The sequence below is a fragment of the Propionicimonas sp. genome, from assembly GCF_034927565.1.
Lineage (GTDB): Bacteria > Actinomycetota > Actinomycetes > Propionibacteriales > Propionibacteriaceae > Propionicimonas.
In genome coordinates this window covers 12604-31582 of sequence record NZ_JAYFPT010000016.1, presented here as the reverse complement: position 1 = coordinate 31582, position 18979 = coordinate 12604, and the positions used below count along the sequence as shown (strand labels likewise).

At 69.0% G+C, this 18979-nt stretch carries 11 protein-coding genes and 1 pseudogene; 8 read left to right on the top strand and 4 right to left on the bottom strand.

The features are described 5' to 3' along the window. The first annotated feature begins 50 nt into the window (after positions 1-50). The 6 genes from nuoL (at position 51) to VB080_RS04800 (ending at position 9047) form a co-directional block, all read left to right on the top strand. Positions 51-1898: an NADH-quinone oxidoreductase subunit L gene (gene nuoL / locus VB080_RS04825; protein WP_323417393.1), complete on the top strand. Its 1848-nt coding sequence runs from the start codon at positions 51-53 to the stop codon at positions 1896-1898. A 16-nt stretch (positions 1899-1914) separates the two neighbouring features. Then, positions 1915-3432 (top strand): NADH-quinone oxidoreductase subunit M, encoded by a 1518-nt coding sequence (locus VB080_RS04820; RefSeq protein ID WP_323417298.1) that lies wholly within the window; start codon positions 1915-1917, stop codon positions 3430-3432. Further along, complete coding sequence (gene nuoN / locus VB080_RS04815; protein WP_323417297.1) at positions 3432-4997, top strand: NADH-quinone oxidoreductase subunit NuoN; 1566 nt, start codon at positions 3432-3434, stop codon at positions 4995-4997. The genes VB080_RS04820 and nuoN overlap by 1 nt, the downstream gene beginning before the upstream one ends. Positions 4998-5013: 16 nt before the next feature. Further along, the gene (locus VB080_RS04810) at positions 5014-6015 is read left to right on the top strand and encodes a polyprenyl synthetase family protein (RefSeq protein WP_323417296.1); all 1002 of its coding nucleotides are present in this window, start codon (positions 5014-5016) and stop codon (positions 6013-6015) included. Between the two features lie 184 nt (positions 6016-6199). Continuing rightward, positions 6200-7555, top strand: a complete 1356-nt coding sequence (locus tag VB080_RS04805) for an NAD(P)/FAD-dependent oxidoreductase (RefSeq protein WP_323417295.1) — start codon at positions 6200-6202, stop codon at positions 7553-7555. A gap of 79 nt (positions 7556-7634) precedes the next feature. Continuing rightward, a complete protein-coding gene (locus tag VB080_RS04800) occupies positions 7635-9047 on the top strand; it encodes an amidase (RefSeq protein ID WP_323417294.1) in 1413 nt (470 codons plus the stop codon). Positions 9048-9110: 63 nt separating this feature from the next. Here VB080_RS04800 and VB080_RS04795 read toward each other — a convergent pair whose 3' ends face one another. From VB080_RS04795 to VB080_RS04785, 3 genes are all read right to left on the bottom strand, one after another. Continuing rightward, positions 9111-9671: a nitroreductase family protein gene (locus VB080_RS04795; RefSeq protein WP_323417293.1), complete on the bottom strand. Its 561-nt coding sequence runs from the start codon at positions 9669-9671 to the stop codon at positions 9111-9113. 86 nt (positions 9672-9757) lie between these two features. Beyond that, on the bottom strand, positions 9758-13045 hold the full coding sequence (locus VB080_RS04790) for an ATP-binding cassette domain-containing protein (protein WP_323417292.1): 3288 nt from the start codon (positions 13043-13045) through the stop codon (positions 9758-9760). Positions 13046-13273: 228 nt separating this feature from the next. Further along, positions 13274-15199 (bottom strand): M13 family metallopeptidase, encoded by a 1926-nt coding sequence (locus VB080_RS04785; RefSeq protein ID WP_323417291.1) that lies wholly within the window; start codon positions 15197-15199, stop codon positions 13274-13276. 68 nt (positions 15200-15267) lie between these two features. Here VB080_RS04785 and VB080_RS04780 point away from each other — a divergent pair, with 68 nt between their 5' ends. Then, the gene (locus VB080_RS04780; RefSeq protein WP_323417290.1) at positions 15268-15675 is read left to right on the top strand and encodes an HIT family protein; all 408 of its coding nucleotides are present in this window, start codon (positions 15268-15270) and stop codon (positions 15673-15675) included. Positions 15676-15684: 9 nt separating this feature from the next. On the opposite strand, the gene gndA is transcribed toward VB080_RS04780, so the two are convergent. Beyond that, on the bottom strand, positions 15685-17151 hold the full coding sequence (gene gndA / locus VB080_RS04775; RefSeq protein ID WP_323417289.1) for an NADP-dependent phosphogluconate dehydrogenase: 1467 nt from the start codon (positions 17149-17151) through the stop codon (positions 15685-15687). 226 nt (positions 17152-17377) lie between these two features. On the opposite strand from gndA, the pseudogene tig reads away from it, so the two are divergent. Further along, positions 17378-18727 (top strand): annotated as a pseudogene (gene tig / locus VB080_RS04770) (trigger factor); the annotation flags it as partial. Between the last annotated feature and the right edge of the window lie 252 nt (positions 18728-18979).

The following is an 18979-nucleotide window of genomic DNA, read 5'->3' as shown; positions in this document are numbered from 1 at the left end:
AGACGATCGTCCCGGTCGCCGCGACCGGGGTGTTCAGCTGGGCGTGGCTGATGATCGCGGCGCCGGCCCTCGGCGCGGCCATTCTGCTGCTGTTCGGCGGGCTGATGCGCAGTGTCGGCCCGAAGATCGCCGTCGTGGCCGTGCTGGCCTCGTTCGCGGTCGCGGTCACACTGTTCGTCCTGCTGCTGCTTGCCCCGGCCGAGCAGCGTTCGGTGGGGGTGCCGCTGTACGAGTGGATAGCCGTCGGGTCCTGGAGCATCACGATCGGGCTGCAGGTCGACACCTTGTCGATCCTGTTCGCCCTGCTGATCACCGGTGTCGGCAGCCTGATCCACATCTACTCCCTGGGCTATATGGCCCACGACCCGCGCAAGCGCCGGTTCTTCGCCTTCCTCAACCTGTTCATCGCGGCGATGCTGCTGCTGGTGCTGGCGGACAACTACCTGGTGCTGTTCGTCGGCTGGGAGGGTGTTGGCCTGGCGTCCTACCTGCTGATCGGCTTCTGGCAGCACAAGCCGTCCGCCGCCGCAGCGGCCAAGAAGGCCTTCGTGATGAACCGGATCGGCGACCTGGGCATGACCATGGCCGTGATGGCGATGCTTGCCCTGTTCGGCTCCTCGGCCTTCACCGACGTCAATGCTCGCGTCGGTCAGGCCGACTCCTTCTGGGTGACGCTGATCGGCCTGCTGCTGCTGCTGGGCGCCTGCGGCAAGTCCGCACAGGTGCCGCTGCAGGCCTGGCTGCTGGACGCCATGGAGGGCCCCACCCCGGTGTCGGCCCTGATCCACGCCGCCACCATGGTGACAGCGGGGGTCTATCTGGTCGTCCGCTCGCACGAGATCTTCGAACTGTCGGCCGCGGCCAGCACCGCGGTGGTGGTGGTCGGGACGGTGACCCTGCTGGTCGGCGCCTGGATCGGTACCAGCAAGGACGACATCAAGAAGGTGCTCGCCGGTTCCACGATGAGCCAGATCGGCTACATGATCCTGGCGGCCGGTATCGGCCCGGCAGGCTACGCCTTCGCGATCTTCCACCTGCTCACCCACGGCTTCTTCAAGGCCAACATGTTCCTCGGCGCCGGCTCGGTGATGCACGGCATGAACGACGACGTCGACATGCGGCACTACGGGGCGCTCGCCAAGGCGATGCCGTGGACCTTCTGGACCTTCGCGATGGGCTACCTGGCGATCATCGGCATCCCGCCGCTGGCCGGCTACTTCTCCAAGGACCACATCATCGAGGCGGCCTTCGAGCACAGCGCCCTGGTCGGCGCCTGCGCCCTGGTCGGTGCCGGCATCACCGCCTTCTACATGACCCGGCTGATGCTGATGACCTTCTTCGGTGAGCAGCGCTGGCAGCCCGGCGTCCACCCGCACGAGTCGCCGAAGTCGATGACCGTCCCGCTGGTCATCCTGGCCGCCCTCTCGGTGGTCGCCGGGGTCGCGATGAACGCCTGGATCCAGGACTGGCTGGCGCCGTCCACCGGGGTCCACGCGCACGACGTGTCCTGGTTGCCGACCCCGATCGGCTGGTCGACGATGGCGATCGTCCTGATCGGTGTCGCGATCGGCTGGTACGTCTTCGGCCGCAAGCCGGTTCCCGCCGTCGCCCCCGCCACCGCGAACCCGTTCGCGATCGCCGGCCGCAACGACCTGTTCGGGGACGCGATCAACAACACCCTGGTCGTCAGGCCGACGATGGTGCTCGCCGACGGCGTCACCCAGATCGGTGAGCAGACGGTCTTCGACGGTGGTGCGGACGGCATCGCCACGATGTTCGCGGGGCTGTCGGCGCAGGGCCGCAAGCTCCAGTCCGGACAGGTCAGGCGGTACGCCCTCGGCGTGGCCGCCGGAACAGTCCTGCTCGGTGTCATCGTCGTCCTGAGCCAGCTGGCCTGAGGAAGGAACCACTGAGATGACTGTTCCCTGGCTCACCCTCCTCGGGCTGATCCCCTTGCTCGGCGCCGCCGTGCTCTGTCTGCCGCTGAAGCAGGTCGCCAAGGGCGTGGGCATGGCGTTCGCGCTGGCGACCGCCGGCGTGGCCTTCGCCGTGGCCGGGCTCTACGGCAGCGGAACCCCGCTGGCCGAACTGGTGCCCTGGATCCCGCAGTTCGGCGCCTCCTGGGCGCTGGGCGTGGACGGGATGTCGCTGATGATGGTGCTGCTCACCGCCGTCCTCACACCGGTGGTGCTGCTGGCCGAGTGGAAGCTCGCCGGCACCAGCCTGTCCAGGTGGGGCTCGCAGGCCTTCTTCGGGCTGGTGCTGCTGCTGGAGAGCCTGGCGCTGTTCGTGTTCCTGGCTGACGACGTGCTGCTGTTCTACCTCTTCTTCGAGGCCACGCTGATCCCGATGTACTTCCTGATCGGCGGTTACGGCGGCGCGAAGCGGTCATACGCGGCGGTCAAGTTCCTGATCTTCAGCCTGGCCGGCGGGCTGATCATGCTGGCCAGCGTCGTCGGGCTGTACGTCGAATCGGTGCGGCAGCTCGGTGCCCCGAGTTTCCTGCTGTCCGACCTGGTCGGGCTGACCTACAGTCGCGAACTCGGGCTCTGGCTGATGGCCGGTTTCCTGGTCGCCTTCATCATCAAGGCGCCGATGGTTCCCTTCCACAGCTGGCTGCCGACTGCCGCCGAGGAGAGCACCCCGGGCACCTCGGTGCTGCTGGTCGGTGTGCTGGACAAGATCGGCACCTTCGGGATGATCAAGTTCTGCCTGACCCTGTTCCCGGACGCCAGCCGCGAGATCGGCCCGGTGATGATCGTGCTCGCGCTGATCTCGATTCTCTACGGCGCGGTCGCCGCGATCGGCTCGAAGAACCTGCTCCGGCTGGTGGCCTACACCTCGGTCAGCCACTTCGGCTTCATGGTGCTCGGCATCTACACCTTCACCACCGGCGGCATCAGCGGGACCATCTTCTACATGCTCAACCACGGCTTCTCCACCGCCGTGCTGTTCCTTGTGCTGGGCTTCCTGATCAGCCGCCGCGGAACGGCTGCGGTCAACGCCTTCGGCGGGGTGGAGAAGGTTGCCCCCGTCCTGGCCGGCTCGTTGCTGCTGGCCGGCCTGTCGGCCCTCGGCCTGCCCGGCATGTCGACCTTCGTCAGCGAGTTCATGGTGCTGGCCGGAACCTGGTCACGGGAGCCCTGGGTGGCGGCGGTGGCCGTGCTCGGCACCGTGCTGGCGGCGGTCTACGTCCTGCTGATGTACCAGCGAACCATGACCGGCCCGCCCACCGAACAGGTGCTCGACACCGTCACGACCGACCTCGGCGTCCGTGAGAAGACTGTCGCCGGGCTGCTGGTGGCGGTGATCCTGGCCCTCGGCTTCGTGCCGCAACTCGCCCTGACCACCATCGAACCCACCGCGGTCACCGTCCTGACCCGGGCCGGGATCTCCGATCCGGTGGCTCCGTTCGGAGAGGAAGCCAAGTGATGACGCTCTTCGATATCCCGGCCCCGAGCTTCGAGTGGTTCGAACTCTCCCCGGTCCTGGTCGTCCTGGTCGCGGCCTGCCTCGGGATCCTGCTGGAAGCCCTGCTGCCCCGGCAGGCCCGGTTCACCACCCAGTTGGTCGTCGTCGAACTGGCCACGCTGGTCGCGTTCGTGATGCTGGTGCTGAACTGGCGACGGGACAACAGCGGGGTGCTCGCGATGGGTGCTGTCACCCTGGACGGGCCGACCTACATCATGTGGGGTGCGTTGCTGGTGTTCAGCCTGCTGGCGATGCTGGTCTTCGCCGAGCGTGACCTGGACAACGGCGTCAGCGCCTTCTCCGCGGCCGCCTCATCCGTGCCCGGCAGCCAGCTGGAGGCCGAGGCCACCCAGGCCAGGCTGGAGCACTCCGAGGTCTTCCCGCTGGCGCTGTTCTCGCTGTCGGGCATGATGATCTTCGCCGCCTCGAACGACCTGCTGACCATGTTCGTGGCGCTGGAGGTGATGAGCCTTCCGCTCTATCTGCTGAGCGCGATGGCGCGTCGCCGCCGGCTGCTGAGCCAGGAAGCCGGCCTGAAGTACTTCATGCTGGGTGCGTTCTCGTCGGCGTTCTTCCTGTTCGGCATCGCCATGCTCTACGGCTACTCCGGTTCCTTCCAGCTGTCGGCCATCGACGCGGCGATCGCCTCCCCGGTGTTCGGCAGCGGCATCCTCTATCTCGGCATGGCCATGCTCGCAGTGGGGCTGCTGTTCAAGGTCGGTGCGGTGCCCTTCCAGTCCTGGGTGCCGGACGTCTACGTCGGCGCTCCGACGCCGGTGACCGGCTTCATGGCGATCTGCACCAAGCTGGCGGCTGTCGGTGGTCTGGCCCGGGTGTTCTACGTCGCCCTCGGCGCCGAACGCTGGAGTTGGCAGCCGCTGCTCGCTGTGGTGGCGCTGATCACCATGGCGGTCGGTGTCGTGTTGGCGCTCACCCAGACCGACATCAAGCGGATGCTCGCCTACTCCTCGATCGCCCACGCCGGCTTCCTGCTGGTCGCGGTGGTCGGTGCGCTGGCCGACGTCCCGTCCGGGCAGATGAACTCGATGGCCTCCATCCTGTTCTACCTGGTGGCCTACGGGTTCGCGACCATCGCCGCGTTCGCGATCGTGACCATGGTGCGCGACCAGACCGGCGAGGCGCACGGCATCGCGCGCTGGGCCGGGCTGGGCAAGAAGAACCCGGTGCTGGCCGGGATCTTCGCCGTGCTGATGCTGAGCTTCGCCGGGATCCCGCTGACCGGCGGCTTCATCGGCAAGTGGGCGGTCTTCCAGGCCGCCTGGCTGGGTGGCTACTCGTGGCTGGTGCTGGCGGCGATCGGCTTCAGCCTGGTGGCGGCCTACTTCTACATCAAGGTCATCGTCGTGATGTTCTTCTCCGAGCCCGACGAGACGGTCGTGGTCGGCAAGGCCAGCGGCCTGACCTGGGTGCCGGTCGTGGTGGGCGCGGTTGCGTCGGTGTACCTCGGCCTGTTCCCCGGACAGCTGCTCAACCTGGTCTCCCAGGCCGGGATCTTCCTGCGGTAAGGACGTACTCCCTGAGATGACCGTCGACAGTCTTGGCAGCGGCCAGATCGCCGGGGTGGACCCGGCGTTCAGCGACCAGGTGGTGGCGCAGCTCGAGGTGATCGAGCAGCGGCTGCTGGACGCTGCCGTGGCCCGGTCGCCCTTCGTCACCGAGGCCGCGCAGCACATCATCAACGCGGGCGGGAAGCGCTTCCGTCCGCTGCTGGTGGTGTTGGCGTCCCTGCTCGGCGGCCGGCCCGCTCCCGAGGACGTCACCCGCGCGGCGCTGGTGGTCGAGCTCACCCACGTCGCCAGTCTCTACCACGACGACGTCATGGACGAGGCCGACCTGCGCCGCGGCGCCGCCAGCGCCAACCAGCGCTGGGACAACTCGATCGCGATCCTGGTGGGCGACCTGCTGTTCTCCCGGGCGTCGACGATCGTCGCCGACCTCGGGGTGGAGTGCGTCCGGCTGCAGGCGGAGACCTTCGCGCGGCTGGTGCAGGGCCAGATCGCCGAGACCCGCGGGCCGCAGCCCGGCGACGAGCCGCTGGCGCACTACCTCGCGGTGGTGGCCGACAAGACCGGCTCGCTGATCGCCACCTCGGCCCGGTTCGGCGGCATGGTGGCCGACCTTCCCGCCGATCAACTGGCAGCATTGAGCGCCTACGGCGAGGAGATCGGCGTGGTCTTCCAGCTCAGCGACGACCTGATCGACATCGCCTCCGACAGTTCCGGGAAGACTCCCGGCACTGACCTGCGGGCCGGCGTGCCGACGCTGCCCACCCTGCTGGCCCGGCGCTCGACCCGCCCGGAGGACGCCCGGTTGGTGCAATTGCTGGCCGGCCCGATCTCCGACGAGGCGGAGGTGGCCGAAGCCCTCGGTCTGCTGCGTGCCCACCCGGCCCTGGACGAGGCACGTACCGAGATCGCCCGTCGCTCCGAGGTCGCTCGGGCACACCTCGCCGCCCTGCCCGACGGCCAGGCGAAGAACGCCCTGGCCGCGCTCTGTGACACCGTGATCACCCGCTCGGCCTGACCGAACCCGGCGGCGCGACCGCAGGCTGTTGCACGTCGCTTGCCGACGTCGCCGGAGCTGCCGGCGGTGGGATTCCCCGGCCACCGGCGGTCAGTTCACCCGCGCGAGGCGTCTGAAAGACGAGCGTCCTTCGTTCGTTACCCGATGCTGGCTAGGCTGGATGCATCGATGACGGAAGGTCGCCATGAATCGTGCACGGGTAGTCATCATCGGTTCGGGCTTCGGCGGACTGTTCGCCGCCCGGGGTCTGGCCACCGCGCCGGTCGAGGTCACCCTGATCTCGCGGACGGTATCGCATCTGTTCCAGCCGCTGCTCTACCAGGCTGCGACCGGCATCCTGTCCACCGGGGAGATCGCCCCGGCCACCCGGGACATCCTGAAGAAGCAGCGCAACGCCACCGTGTTGCTGGGTGAGGTGACCACGATCGACCTCACCGAGCGCACCGTGGTCTTCGAGAAGCTGGGCAAGACCGTTCGGGTCGGCTACGACCACCTGGTCGTGGCCGCCGGTGCCGGGCCGTCCTACTTCGGCAACGACCGGTTCGCGATCTTCGCCCCCGGGATGAAGACCGTTGACGACGCCCTGGAGTTGCGGGCCAGGATCTTCGGCTCGCTGGAGGTCGCCGAACTCACCGACGACCCCGAGGAGCGCGCAGCACTGCTGACCTTCGTTGTCGTCGGTGCCGGGCCGACCGGGGTGGAGATGGTCGGGCAGATCGCCGAACTCACCCGCGACGTCCTGGTCCGCAGCTTCCGGCGGATCGACACCCGGCAGGCCAGGATCGTGCTGCTGGACGCCGCCGATGCCGTGCTGCCCGGCTTCGCACCGAAACTGTCGGCCTCGGCCCGGGTCAGGCTGGAGAAGATCGGCGTCGAGGTGAAGCTGGGCGCCCGGGTGACCGGGGTGGACGAGACCGGTGTCGACGTCAGCTACACCGACGGCAGCACCGAGCGGATCTCCGCCAGCTGCAAGGTCTGGGCTGCCGGGGTGGCCGCCAGCCCGCTGGGCAAGCAGTTGGCCGAACAGTCCGGGGCCGAGATCGACCGCGCCGGACGGGTGGCAGTCCAGCCCGACCTCACTCTGCCCGGCCATCCCGAGGTGTTCGTCCTGGGCGACATGATCAGCCTCGACAAGCTGCCCGGCGTCGCCCAGGTCGCGCTGCAGGGCGGCAAGTACGTTGCCCGCAAGATCGCGGGCGACATCGCCGGCCAGCCGGTCACCGAGCCGTTCAGGTACAAGGACAAGGGCTCGATGGCGGTGGTCAGTCAGTTCGGCGCGGTGGCCCAGATCGGCGGGTTGAAGCTCACCGGGCTGCCGGCCTGGGCGGCCTGGCTCGGCGTCCACCTGGTCTATCTGGTGGGCTTCAAGAACCGGCTCTCCACCCTGCTGAAGTGGGCGATCACCTTCATCGGCCGGTCCCGGTCGGAACGCGTGACCACCGAGCAGCAGCTGACCGGCCGGCTGGCCCGCAAGCAGCTGGGCGACGACTTCCAGCCCACCATCTGGGCGACCTCCGACCCCGACCGGATCCAGCCCTAGCGGAGCGGCTGCGGACCGACGAGCCGGAAGCGCCACAGACGAGTACCGTCGAAGCCACAACGGACACCCAGGAGGATCGATGACGACGCACCTGTCGGAACTCACCGCGCTGCAGACCGCCGAGGCGGTTCGCGCCCGGCAGGTCAGCGCCACCGAGGTCGCCGAGGCCGCCCTGGCCCGGGCCGAGGAAGACGTCTGGGGCGCGTTCGTGACCCTGGCTCCCGAACTCGCCCTCACCCAGGCTGCCGAACTCGACCGCCGGCTGGCCGCCGACCCGGAGTTCGACCTGCCGCTGCTCGGGGTGCCGTGCCCGATCAAGGACCTCAATCCGGTCGCCGGGGTGGGTTTCGAGGCTGGAAGCGCCGCGCTGCGGGGCAGCGTCGCTGACGTCGATGACGGCATCGTCGAGTGGCTGCGGGAGGCCGGTACGGTCATGGTCGGCAAGACCGCCACGCCCGAGTTCGGCTTCCCCTGCTACACCGAGCCGGACGGCCGTCCGGCTGCGGTCACCCCCTGGGACCCGACCCGCTCGGCTGGCGGTTCGAGTGGGGGAGCGGCCGCCGCGGTGGCCGCCGGGATCGTCCCGATCGCCCAGGGCTCGGACGGTGGCGGCTCGCTCCGCATCCCCGCCTCGGCCTGCGGACTGGTGGGCCTGAAGCCCAGCCGGGGACGGGTGCCGTCCGGGCCGCTGCGGGAGGCCGGCCCCGGCCTGACCACCTCCGGGGTGCTCACCCGGACGGTCGCCGACACCGCCGCGGCGCTCGACGTCCTCGCCCGACCGCAGATCGGGGAGACCTACTACGCCCCGCCGCCCGCGTCCGGCTTCCTGGCGGCGACCACGCGGCGTCCGTCCGGCCTGCGGGTGGGCGTGCTGACCACCCCGGTGATCGCCGACGCCGACGTGGACCCGACCTGCCTGGACGGCGTGGACGCGGCGATCTCGCTGCTGGAGAGCCTCGGGCACCACGTCGACCAGGCGCCAGTGCCGTTCACCCCCGACCGCTGGGAGAGTTTCATGGCGCTGTGGACCTTCGGCGCGACCATGCTCCCGCTGCCGCCGCAGGCCGACCCGCTGCTCACCCCGATGACCCGCTGGCTGCGGCAGGAGGGCCGCAAGGTCACCGCCACCGAGTTCGCCACCGCGCTGGACGGGCTGCAGCGGCTCACCCGCCAGGTGGCACTGGCCTGGCAGCCCTTCGACCTGGTGCTCACCCCGACCCTGGCCCAGCCGCCGGCGAAGCTGGGCAGCCTGCGCGACGACGCCGACCCGGCTGCCGACTTCGCCGCCCAGATGCGGTTCACGCCGTGGACCAGCGTCTACAACCTCAGCGGCCTGCCCGCGATCTCGCTGCCGCTGCACGTCGCTGCGGTGGAGAACGCCCGGCTGCCGATCGGGATCATGCTGGGCGGCCGATTCGGCGCCGAGGACGTGCTGCTGTCGGTGGCGGCGCAGCTGGAGGAGGCCGTCGGCGGCTGGCAGCGGCCCGGGTGATGACCCGGAGGTCGACCGGCTGAGTGGCGTCGGACGGCGGCTGGCAGCGGGCCGGGTGAGACCTCAGGCGTGCGGCAGCCGGCTGAGGTGCGAGGCCGCGTCCACCGCCTTGCGGCGGTCAGGGTGGGTGTGCGGCGGCTTGCCGCCGACGTAGAGCCAGCCCAGCAGTTGCTCGTCCGGGCCCAGCCCGTGCAGCCGGGCGACCGGCGCGGAACGGGTGTAGTGCCCGGTGCGCCAGATCACGCCCCAGCCGGCTTCGTCCAGCAGCAGGCTCAGGGTGTGCGCCACCCCGGCCGCCACCGCCTCCTGCTCCCAGTGCGGCACCTTCTCGCTGGGCTGGAAACTCGCCACCACCGCGATCAACAGTGGCGCCCGCAGCGGCTTGGCCGACGGCTTGTCGTCCCCGGTGGCCTCGGCGATCGCCTCACCGAGCCGCACCCGGTCGTGGCCGCGCAGTTCGATCAGCCGCCAGGGCCGCAGCGAGGAGTGGTCGGCCACCCGTCCGGCAGCGCTGACCAGCGGCAGCAGTTCGGCGCGAGTGGGAGCATCGTCGGTCACCTTCGACCACGAGCGGCGGTTGCGGACGGCAGCCAGCGCGGGCCCGGTCAGGTGATCTGGTTCCATGCCGCCATTGAACCCGACCGGACAAGCCGGCCACCGCCACGTTCACACCGGGTGGCAAGGGTTGACACGCCAAGCCGGCGGTCAGGCTACTCGCTGCGCAGCGCCTCGACCGGATCCTTGCGGGAGGCGGCTGAGGACGGGATCAGCCCGGCGATGAAGGTGAGCACCATGCTGATCCCGATCAGCGCCAGACCGGCCTGCCAGGGCAGTTGGGCGACGTTCGCGATCCCGAACCGGTCGTACACGATCGCGTTGGCCGGGATGGTCAGCAACAGGGTGATCGCGATGCCGAGTACGCCGGCGACGAAGCCGACGATCAGGGTCTCGGCGTTGAACACCCGGCGGATGTCGCGCTTGGAGGCACCGATCGAGCGCAGGATGCCGATCTCCTTGCGGCGTTCCAGCACCGAGATGTAGGTGATCACGCCGATCATGATCGAGGAGACCACCAGCGAGATCGCCACGAAGGCGGTGAGTACGTAGCTGATCACGTTCACGATGTCGGTCACCGACGACATCAGGGTGCCGACGATGTCGGTGTAGGTGATCACCTTGTCGTCCTGCCCGCTGTCGCGCATCTGGGCGTTGTAGTCGTCCAGGACCGCCAGCACCCGGCCCTTGCTCTCGAAGTCGACCGGGTAGATGTCGATCCGTGAGGGTTTGTCGAAGTCGGCGTAGCCCAGTTTCACTAGGTTGGCGTCCAGGCTGGCAGTGCGTCTGGTCATCATGGACGCCAGCAGGTCAGCCAGTTCCTCGGGATCCATCTTCAGTTTGAAGGCCTCGGCAAAGGTGTCCTGGTCGATGTTCATCGCCTTCGACATGTTCTGGGAGAGCTGGCCCATGGCCTTCTCCATGGCCGCGCCGAGCTGGGTTTTCAACGCGGTGCCCAATTGCTGGGAGATCTGGCCGGAGACCGCCTTCATGGCCTTCTCCATGTACTGGGCCATGCTCTTCTGCAGCTGGGCCTGGATCTTGTCGGTGCTGGCGGTGAGCTGTTTGGTGACTGCCTCGCCAATGCTGGCGGTGAGTTTCTCGACGAGCGCGGTCTGCTGCTTGCCGAGGTTCTCCTGCACCTGGGCCAGGGCGTCCTGGGCCTCGGCGGCGATCGCCTTGCCGCCATCCGATTCGAGGAAGAGCGGGAAGTTGTCCTGGGTGTTGGACGGATCCAGCCCGCCTGCGACACAGAACTCCAGGTAGCCCTGCAACAGCCGGGTGGCCAGGGCGGTGACCGCCTCGGAGTCCAGCCCGAGGTCGACACCGGCCAGCAGGTCGGCCGGGTCGACGGCGGCAATGATCGCGCTCAGGTCGATGCCGGACACCAGCTCGTCGACGTCAATTCCGCCGAGCATGTCGCCCAGGTCGAGCGAGGGCAGCGTCGAGGGGTCGATCTTCAGCCCCGGCAGCTTCAGGTTCAGCGCCGACAGGTCCAGCTTCAGCTTGGAGGAGTCGAAGCTGAACGCCTTGGTGATCGAGTCGGAGTCGAACTCGACCAACTTGCTGAGGTCGAGGTCGTCGCGCTGCGGATTGGCCTGCTCGTCGGCGAAGCTGCGTCCGGTGAAGACGTTCACCTTCGGCTTGGCGAGTTGGCTCTGCACGATCGGGGTCTGCTCGGCCTGCTCGACCAGGTGTGTCACCAGGGCCGGGGTGTAGTAGATGCCCGAGCTCAGCGCGGTGGCGGTGGCGCCCTGCTTTGGCGCGACGATGCCGGCGATCCGCAGTTCCTCGCCATCGGCGACCAGGTCGCGGAGGAATTTCTCGTCGCCGCTCTTGTCCGTCCAGACGTCGTACTCGGCATCATGGACGTAGTAGTCGGTGGCGTTGACCAGGGTGAAATCGACCGCCATCAGCTGGTCGTAGGTGAACGACCGGCTGTCGGACGGGGTGACGATCTCCTCGTCGTCGGCCATCTGCTTGACCATCTCGTCCAGCTCGGCCGGATCGCGCAGCCCCATGGCATACAGCAGGAAGTCGCTGACCCGGCCACCGGGGCTGAGCACCAGCACGGTCTCGTCGTAGCTGGTCGGCCAGTGCCCGGCCAGCACGTCGTACTGGCCCTCGACCAGGCGGGTGTCGTCCGGCATCGCGGCGAACACATTGGTGCTCATCGACGCCGACAGCAGCGCATTGGTGGAGTCGGCGGCGCTGAAACCGAGCGGGCTGAACGAGTTGTCCGGGTTGACCTGGCGGACCTTGCCGCCCGCGGTGCTGAAGATCTGCGGGGTGACGTTGTAGGAGTACTGGATCGAGTTGACCGAGGACGAGATCCCGCCGCCGTCACCGTCCAGGTATTTCTTCAGTGACGCCAGGTCGTTGGCACCGATGCTGGAGAACATCCGTTTCAGCGTCCGGGCCTCCCGCACCTCGCCGCTGCCGTCGGCGGCGGGGGAGTCGGCGGAGTCGTCCTGGCCGCCGCCGGCGGAGGCGGCGAGCATCGCCGTCATGTCGAAGCCCTGGCTGGCGATGGTCAGCGGATAGACCGAGAGGGTGTCCTCCTCGACGTGCTTGATGTAGGCGTTCACGCCGTTCGCCAGCGCGAGGATGGCGGCGATCCCGACGATCCCGATGCTGCCGGCGAAGGCGGTCATCAGGGTGCGGCCCTTCTTGGTCATCAGGTTGCTGAACGACAGCGCGATCGCGGTCAGGAAGGACATCGAGGTCCGCCGGCCGGGTTTCTCGCTGGTGCCGGCCTGCTCGGGCAGGTAGGGGTCGGAGTCGGCGACGATCACGCCGTCCTTCAACTGGACCACCCGGGTGGCGTACTGGTCGGCGAGTTCGGCGTTGTGGGTGACCATGATCACCAGGCGGTCGCCGGCGATCCGGGTGAGCAGGCCCATGATCGCCACGCTGGTCTTCGAGTCGAGCGCGCCGGTCGGCTCGTCGGCCAGCAGGATCTCCGGGTCGTTGATCAGCGCCCGCGCGATCGCCACCCGCTGCATCTGGCCGCCGGAGAGCTGGCTGGGCAGCTTGTGAGCGTGCTCGGCCAGCCCGACCTGGTCGAGGGCAGCCAGCGCGCGTTCGTGGCGCGCCGACCGCGAGACCCCGGACAAGGTGAGCGCCAGTTCGACATTGGCCACCACGGACTGGTGGGGGATCAGGTTGTAGCTCTGGAAGACGAAACCGATCCGGTTGTTGCGGTAGCTGTCCCAGTCGCGGTCGCGGTAGTTCTCGGTCGGGATGCCGTCGATCACCAGGTTGCCACCGTCGTAGTGGTCCAGCCCGCCGACGATATTCAGCAGCGTCGTCTTGCCCGAGCCGGACGGGCCAAGGACGGCGACGAACTCGTTGTCCCGGAACGACACCGACACGTCGTCCAGCGCGACCTGCGTGAAGCCGGCAGTGGTGTACGACTTGCGGACGTCGTGGAGTTGCAGCATGCGGGGCGGCCCTTCCGGCCGGGGTCGGGATCAGCGGACGACGTGGCGCAGCGGGAGGTGGAGGCGCTGCAGCGACACGAACGCCTTCCAGCCTACCCAGTCCTCACAGCCGCTCCGCCGCGGCAGCAGGAGCGGGTGGCCCGGCCCCGTCACGGGCGGTGTTTCCCCTGCCGGTCACAGCCGGGCCCGTCGGCAAGGTTCACCGCAGTCTCGACCGGCCGCTCCGGCTCACCAGATGCTGACCCGCTGCTGCGCCGGCAGCCAGGCCGCGTCGGCCTCGGTGACCCCGAAGGCGGAGTAGAAGGCGTCGATGTTGCGCACCACCTGGTTGGCCCGGAACTCGTTGGGTGAGTGGGGGTCGGTGGCGACCCGCTGGGCGAGGGCCTCGTCGCGGGTCTTGCTCTGCCAGATCCGGCCATAGGAGAGGAAGAAGCGCTGGGCGCCGGTGAGCCCGTCGATCGGCTCGGGCTCGACCCCGCCGGTGGCCAGCCGCCATGCCTGGTAGGCGATGCCCGCGCCGCCCAGGTCGCCGATGTTCTCGCCCAGGGTGAGCGAGCCGTTGACGTGGACGTCGGGCAGCTGCGCGGGACAGAGCGCGTCGTACTGGGCGACCAGAGCCGTAGTGCGGGCGGTGAAGGCGTCCTTGTCGGCGGGCGTCCACCAGTCGCGCAGCCGTCCGTCCCCGTCGCAGCTGGACCCCTGGTCGTCGAAGCCATGGCCGATCTCGTGGCCGATCACTGCACCGATACCGCCGTAGTTGACCGCATCGTCGGCCTCGGGATCGAAGAACGGCGGCTGCAGGATCGCGGCCGGGAAGACGATCTCGTTGCGCAGCGGGTGGTAGTAGGCGTTGACGGTCTGCGGGGTCATCAGCCATTCGTGGCGGCGGATCGGCCCGCCCAGCTTGGAGATCTCGTCGGCGACGACGAACTCGTGGGCTCGCAGCACGTTGCCGAACAGGTCGTCGGGGACGATCTCCAGCCCGGAGTAGTCCTTCCAGATCTCCGGGTAGCCGATCTTCGGGGTGAACTTCGACAATTTGTGCAGCGCCTCGGCGCGGGTCTGGTCGGTCATCCAGTCGAGGCTGCCGATCGAGGACCGGTAGGCCTCGATCAGGTTGGCGACCAGGACGTCCATCCGCTGCTTGGCGACCGGCGAGAAGTGCCGCTCGACGTACAGCTTGCCGACCGCCTCGCCGAGGAAGCGCTCGACCAGGTCGACGCCGCGCTTCCAGCGGTCCCGCATCACCGGGGTGCCCTGCAGGACGGTGCCGTAGAAGTCGAACCGGTTCTGCGCCATCGCGTCGGGCAGGTAGGGCGACATCGAGGACACCAGCGTCCAGCGCGCCCAGGCCTTCCAGTCCTCCAGCCGGGAGGGGGTCAGCAGGCCCGGCAGCGCCTCGACGAAAGAGGGCTGGGCGACGATCACCGTGTCGAGGCTGTCGATCGGCACCCCGGCGGCGGCCAGGATGGCGCTCCAGGGCAGGCCGGTAGCGTCGAGGTCGGCCAGCGGGGTCGGGTTGTACAGCGCCACCAGGTCACGGGTGCGCACCTTGTCCCAGTGGTGGCCGGCGACCTCGGCCTCCAGCCCGACGACCACCGGGGAGGCGCTCGCGGTCAGCCCGGCCATGGTCATCGTCTGGTCGACATGGTCGCGGTAGGAGGTCAGTACCGAGGCGTGCTGCTCGAGGCGGAAGTACTCCTCGTCCGGCAGGCCGATGCCGTCCTGGTAGAGGAACAGGGCGTACCGGCTCGGGTCGCCCGGGTCGGAGTCGATGTCGAGAGTGAACGGAGCGCCGGTGCCGCGGCGCAGGCTGCGGGCGAAGTAGCCGAACAGGTCGTCCAGCGAGGCGATCGCGTCGATCTCGGCCAGCAGCGGCGCCAGGGGCTCCAGGCCGAGGTAGTCGACCCGCTCGCTGTCCATGAACGAGCCGTAGAGGTGCTCGACCTTGGCCGCCTCAGAGCCCGGCTCGGAGCCGGACAGGCCGGTGACGATATCCCGGATCGCCACCTCGGCGGCATCCCGCAGCTCGTTGAAGGCGCCGGTGGCGGGCTTGTCGTCCGGGATCTGTGCGGTGGCCAGCCAGGGTCCGTTGACGTGGCGGTAGAGGTCGTCCTGAGGGCGGATGGTCAAGTCGAGGTCGAAGGCAGTCACGTCCGCCACACTACCGCCGGCTGTTCTGGGGCAGCGGGCCCCGGTGGGCGGGCTGCTAGGTTCGCGGGGTGAGTTGCGTCATCTGTGACATCGCCGCCGGGACGGTACCAACCGAGTGCGTGTGGCGGGACGACCAGGTGGTCGCCTTCCTGGACCACCGTCCGCTGTTCAAGGGGCACGTGCTGGTCAGCCCGGTCGACCACATCGAGACCCTGCCGGACCTTCCGGCCGAACTGCTGGCTCCGGTCTTCGGCGTCGTGCAACGGGTCGCCGCGGCGGTGGTCGCCGGGCTGGGTGCCGGCGGCAGCTTCACCGCGGTCAACACTGTCGTCAGCCAGTCGGTGCCGCACCTGCACGTCCACGTCGTCCCACGGACGAAGGGGGACGGCCTGCGCGGCTTCTTCTGGCCGCGGACCAGGTACGCCGACGGCGAGGCCGCCGAGTACGCGGCCCGGCTGCGAGCGGCGCTGGGTTGAGGTCTGCGCTCAGCCCACCTCGATCTCGGTGTGGTCGCCGACCCAGCGGGTGTGGAAGCTGCCGGGCCGGTCGACGCGCTGGTAGGTGTGGGCGCCGAACAGGTCGCGCTGCCCCTGGATCAGGGCAGCTGTCGAGCGGGCCGCGCGCAGCCCGTCGAAGTAGGACAGGCAGGACGCGAATGCCGGGGTGGGGACGCCGTGCAGTGCGGCCTGGGCGACGACGGTGCGCCAGGCCGGTAGCCCGGTGGTGACCACCTCGGCGAAGTACTCGTCGCCGATCAGCAGGGGCAGGTCGGGGTCGCGTTCGTAGGCCTCGGTGATCCGGTTGAGGAAGCGGGCCCGGATGATGCACCCGCCCCGCCAGATCCGTGCCAGATCGCCCCGCTTGACGTTCCAGCCGTACAACGCGGACGCGGCCTGGATCTGGTCGAAACCCTGGGAGTAGGCGACCACCTTGGACGCGTACAGGGCTTGGCGCACCTGCTCGATGAAGCCGGCCCGGTCGTCGATCTGCCACGACCCGGAGCCGGTGCCGAAGGCGGCGCGGGCGGCCTCGCGCTGCGGCAGCGCGCTGGACAGTGCACGGGCGAAGGTGGCCTCGGCGATCCCGGTCACCGGAATGCCGAGTTCGAGGGCGTTCTGGACGGTCCAGCGTCCGGTGCCCTTCTGCCCGGCCTGATCCACCACGATGTCGATGAACGGCGTGCCGGTGGTGGCGTCGACCTGGGACAGCACTTCGGCGGTGATCTCGATCAGGAAGGATTCCAGATCTCCGCTGTTCCACTCGGCGAAGATCTCCGCCAGTTCAGCCGGGCTCGCGCCCAGTCCGTTCCGCAGCAGGTCGTAGGCCTCGCCGATCAACTGCATGTCGGCGTACTCGATGCCGTTGTGCACCATCTTCACGAAATGGCCCGCACCGTCCGGACCAATATGGGTGCAGCACGGCACGCCGTCCACGTGCGCAGCGATGTCTTCCAGGATCGGGCCCAGCTCGGCGTAGGCCTCGACCGTTCCGCCCGGCATGATCGCCGGCCCGGTCAGCGCGCCCTCCTCACCACCGGAGATCCCCGAACCCACGAAGTGCAACCCGGCCGCGCGTGCTGCCGCCTCTCGCCGGATGGTGTCGGGGAAGTGCGCGTTGCCGCCGTCCACGATGATGTCGCCGTCCGACAGCAGTGGCACCAGCGCATCGATCACCGCGTCGGTGCCTGCCCCGGCCTGCACCATGATGATCACCTTGCGCGGCCGCTTCAGACTCGCCACGAAATCCTCCAGCCGCTCTGACGGCACGAACGCACCCTCCGACCCGTGTGCCGCCATCACCTCCACCGTGCGGGCGTAGGTGCGGTTGAACACCGCGACCGTGTACCCGTGATGGGCGAGGTTGCGGGCCAGGTTGCTCCCCATCACCGCCATTCCCACCACACCGATGTCGGCCGTGGCAGTGACGGGGGCGCTGGGCGTGGGTGAAGTCATCGTTTCTCCTTGACGGGCGGCATCGCGAAGGCCATGGCCGCTGGCTCTCGGACAACAATCAACCAGCCCGGAGCCGGCCTGGCAACTGTCCGGTCACGGGTCCACCTGATGAAAGGGCCGGCAGGCCCACTTCGGGCAACGAGGGTCGCCAGCCGCCCAGTGTGACCTGAGGCCGTCCGCTGGCTAGGATTACCCAGTCTGTCTACTTCCGATCAGGAGTCCTCTCTTGCCCAGCACCGTGGAGAAGCTCGGTTCGTCCCGGGTGAAGCTCACCGTCGAAATTCCCTTCAGCGTTCTCAAGCCCCACCTCGACAAGGCCTACCGCGAGATCGCCCAGCAGGTCACCATCCCTGGCTTCCGGAAGGGCAAGGTGCCGGCGCTGGTGATCGACCAGCGGTTCGGCCGCGGCGCTGTGCTGCAGGAGGCGATCAACGCCGCCCTGCCGAGCGCCTACGAGACGGCGGTGAACGAGGCTGAGATCATCCCGTTGGGCGAGCCCGAGGTCGAGGTCACCAAGCTCGAGGACGGTGACCTGGTCGAGTTCACCGCCGAGGTGGACGTCCGTCCCGACTTCGAGGTGCCCGACTTCGCAGGCGTGAGCGTCACGGTCGACGAACTGCCCGACACCGATGCGGAGGTGGCCGAGCGCATCGAGGTGCTGCGCAGCCGCTTTGCCACCACCACCGAGGTCGACCGTCCGGCAGCCGAGGGCGATGTCGTGACGATCAACCTGGTCGGCGCCCGTGACGGCGAGACCCTGGAGGACGCCACCGCCGAGGGCATCACCTACAAGATCGGCAGCGGCGGCATGCTGGACGGGCTGGACGAGGCGGTCACCGGGCTGGCGGCCGGCGAGTCGGCGGAGTTCTCCTCCACGCTGGTCGGCGGCCCGCTGGAGGGCGAGCCGGCCGACATCACCGTCACCGTCACCAAGGTCTCCGAGCAGGAACTGCCCGAGGTGGACGACGACTTCGCGCAGCTGGTGTCAGAGTTCGACACCGTCGAGGAGATGAAGGACGATCTGGCCTCCTCGGTCGCCGAGCTGGCCACGCTGGAGCAGGCAGCCAAGGGCCGCGACAAGGTGCTGGAGGCACTGGTCGATGCCACCGAGCTGGAACTGCCCGAGCACCTGCTGACCGGAGAGATCGAGGCCCGCAAGGAGCAGATCAACGAGCAGCTGAAGCGCGCCGGGCTGTCGCTGGAGCGCTACCTGGAGCGGGCCGACGAGGAGGCCAAGACCCCGGAGGAGTTCTGGGCCGAGCTGGAGACCTCGACCGAGCGCGGCCTGAAGGCTCAGCTGATCCTCGACAAGATCGCCGACGACGCCGAGGTCGGTGTCGAGCAGGCCGACCTGTCCGAGCTGCTGGTGCGCAAGGCCGCCCAGGCCGGGACCACTCCGGAGCAGGAGGCCCAGCACATGATGGAGCACAACCACACCATGGCCTGGATGCAGGAGATCCGCCGCAACAAGGCGCTGGCAGTGGTGGTGGCCGCGGCGACCGTCACCGACGCCGCCGGCAACCCGGTCGACGTCTCCGGTGGTGTCGATCAGACCGAGGACGAGGCCACCGCCGAGTAGCCGGTCCCACCGACAGGGCCGTCCACCGCGGGCGGCCCTGTCGCATGTCCGGCCCTGGAGGGCGATGTCGCAATCCTGCAGGTCGATCCTGCCTCGGCGGCCGATCTGCCCGCTGAGGGTCATCGAGCGGCAGGATTGCGTCACACCTCGGCGCGACGCTGCTCGGCAGACCTGCGACGCGGCATCCTGCGGGCCGGCAGGCAGCCGCGGTAGTTCGCACAGCCGCCTGCCGGGCTGCGCCGTCAGCGA

Excerpts from the sequence above, each read along its gene's own strand:
- VB080_RS04820 (WP_323417298.1), top strand. The coding sequence starts at position 1,915 with ATGACTGTTCCCTGGCTCACCCTCCTCGGGCTGATCCCCTTGCTCGGC.
- VB080_RS04795 (WP_323417293.1), bottom strand. The coding sequence starts at position 9,671 with ATGGAACCAGATCACCTGACCGGGCCCGCGCTGGCTGCCGTCCGCAAC.
- VB080_RS04810 (WP_323417296.1), top strand. The coding sequence starts at position 5,014 with ATGACCGTCGACAGTCTTGGCAGCGGCCAGATCGCCGGGGTGGACCCG.
- VB080_RS04800 (WP_323417294.1), top strand. The coding sequence starts at position 7,635 with ATGACGACGCACCTGTCGGAACTCACCGCGCTGCAGACCGCCGAGGCG.
- nuoL (WP_323417393.1), top strand. The coding sequence starts at position 51 with ATGATCGCGGCGCCGGCCCTCGGCGCGGCCATTCTGCTGCTGTTCGGC.
- VB080_RS04805 (WP_323417295.1), top strand. The coding sequence starts at position 6,200 with ATGAATCGTGCACGGGTAGTCATCATCGGTTCGGGCTTCGGCGGACTG.
- gndA (WP_323417289.1), bottom strand. The coding sequence starts at position 17,151 with ATGACTTCACCCACGCCCAGCGCCCCCGTCACTGCCACGGCCGACATC.
- nuoN (WP_323417297.1), top strand. The coding sequence starts at position 3,432 with ATGACGCTCTTCGATATCCCGGCCCCGAGCTTCGAGTGGTTCGAACTC.
- VB080_RS04790 (WP_323417292.1), bottom strand. The coding sequence starts at position 13,045 with ATGCTGCAACTCCACGACGTCCGCAAGTCGTACACCACTGCCGGCTTC.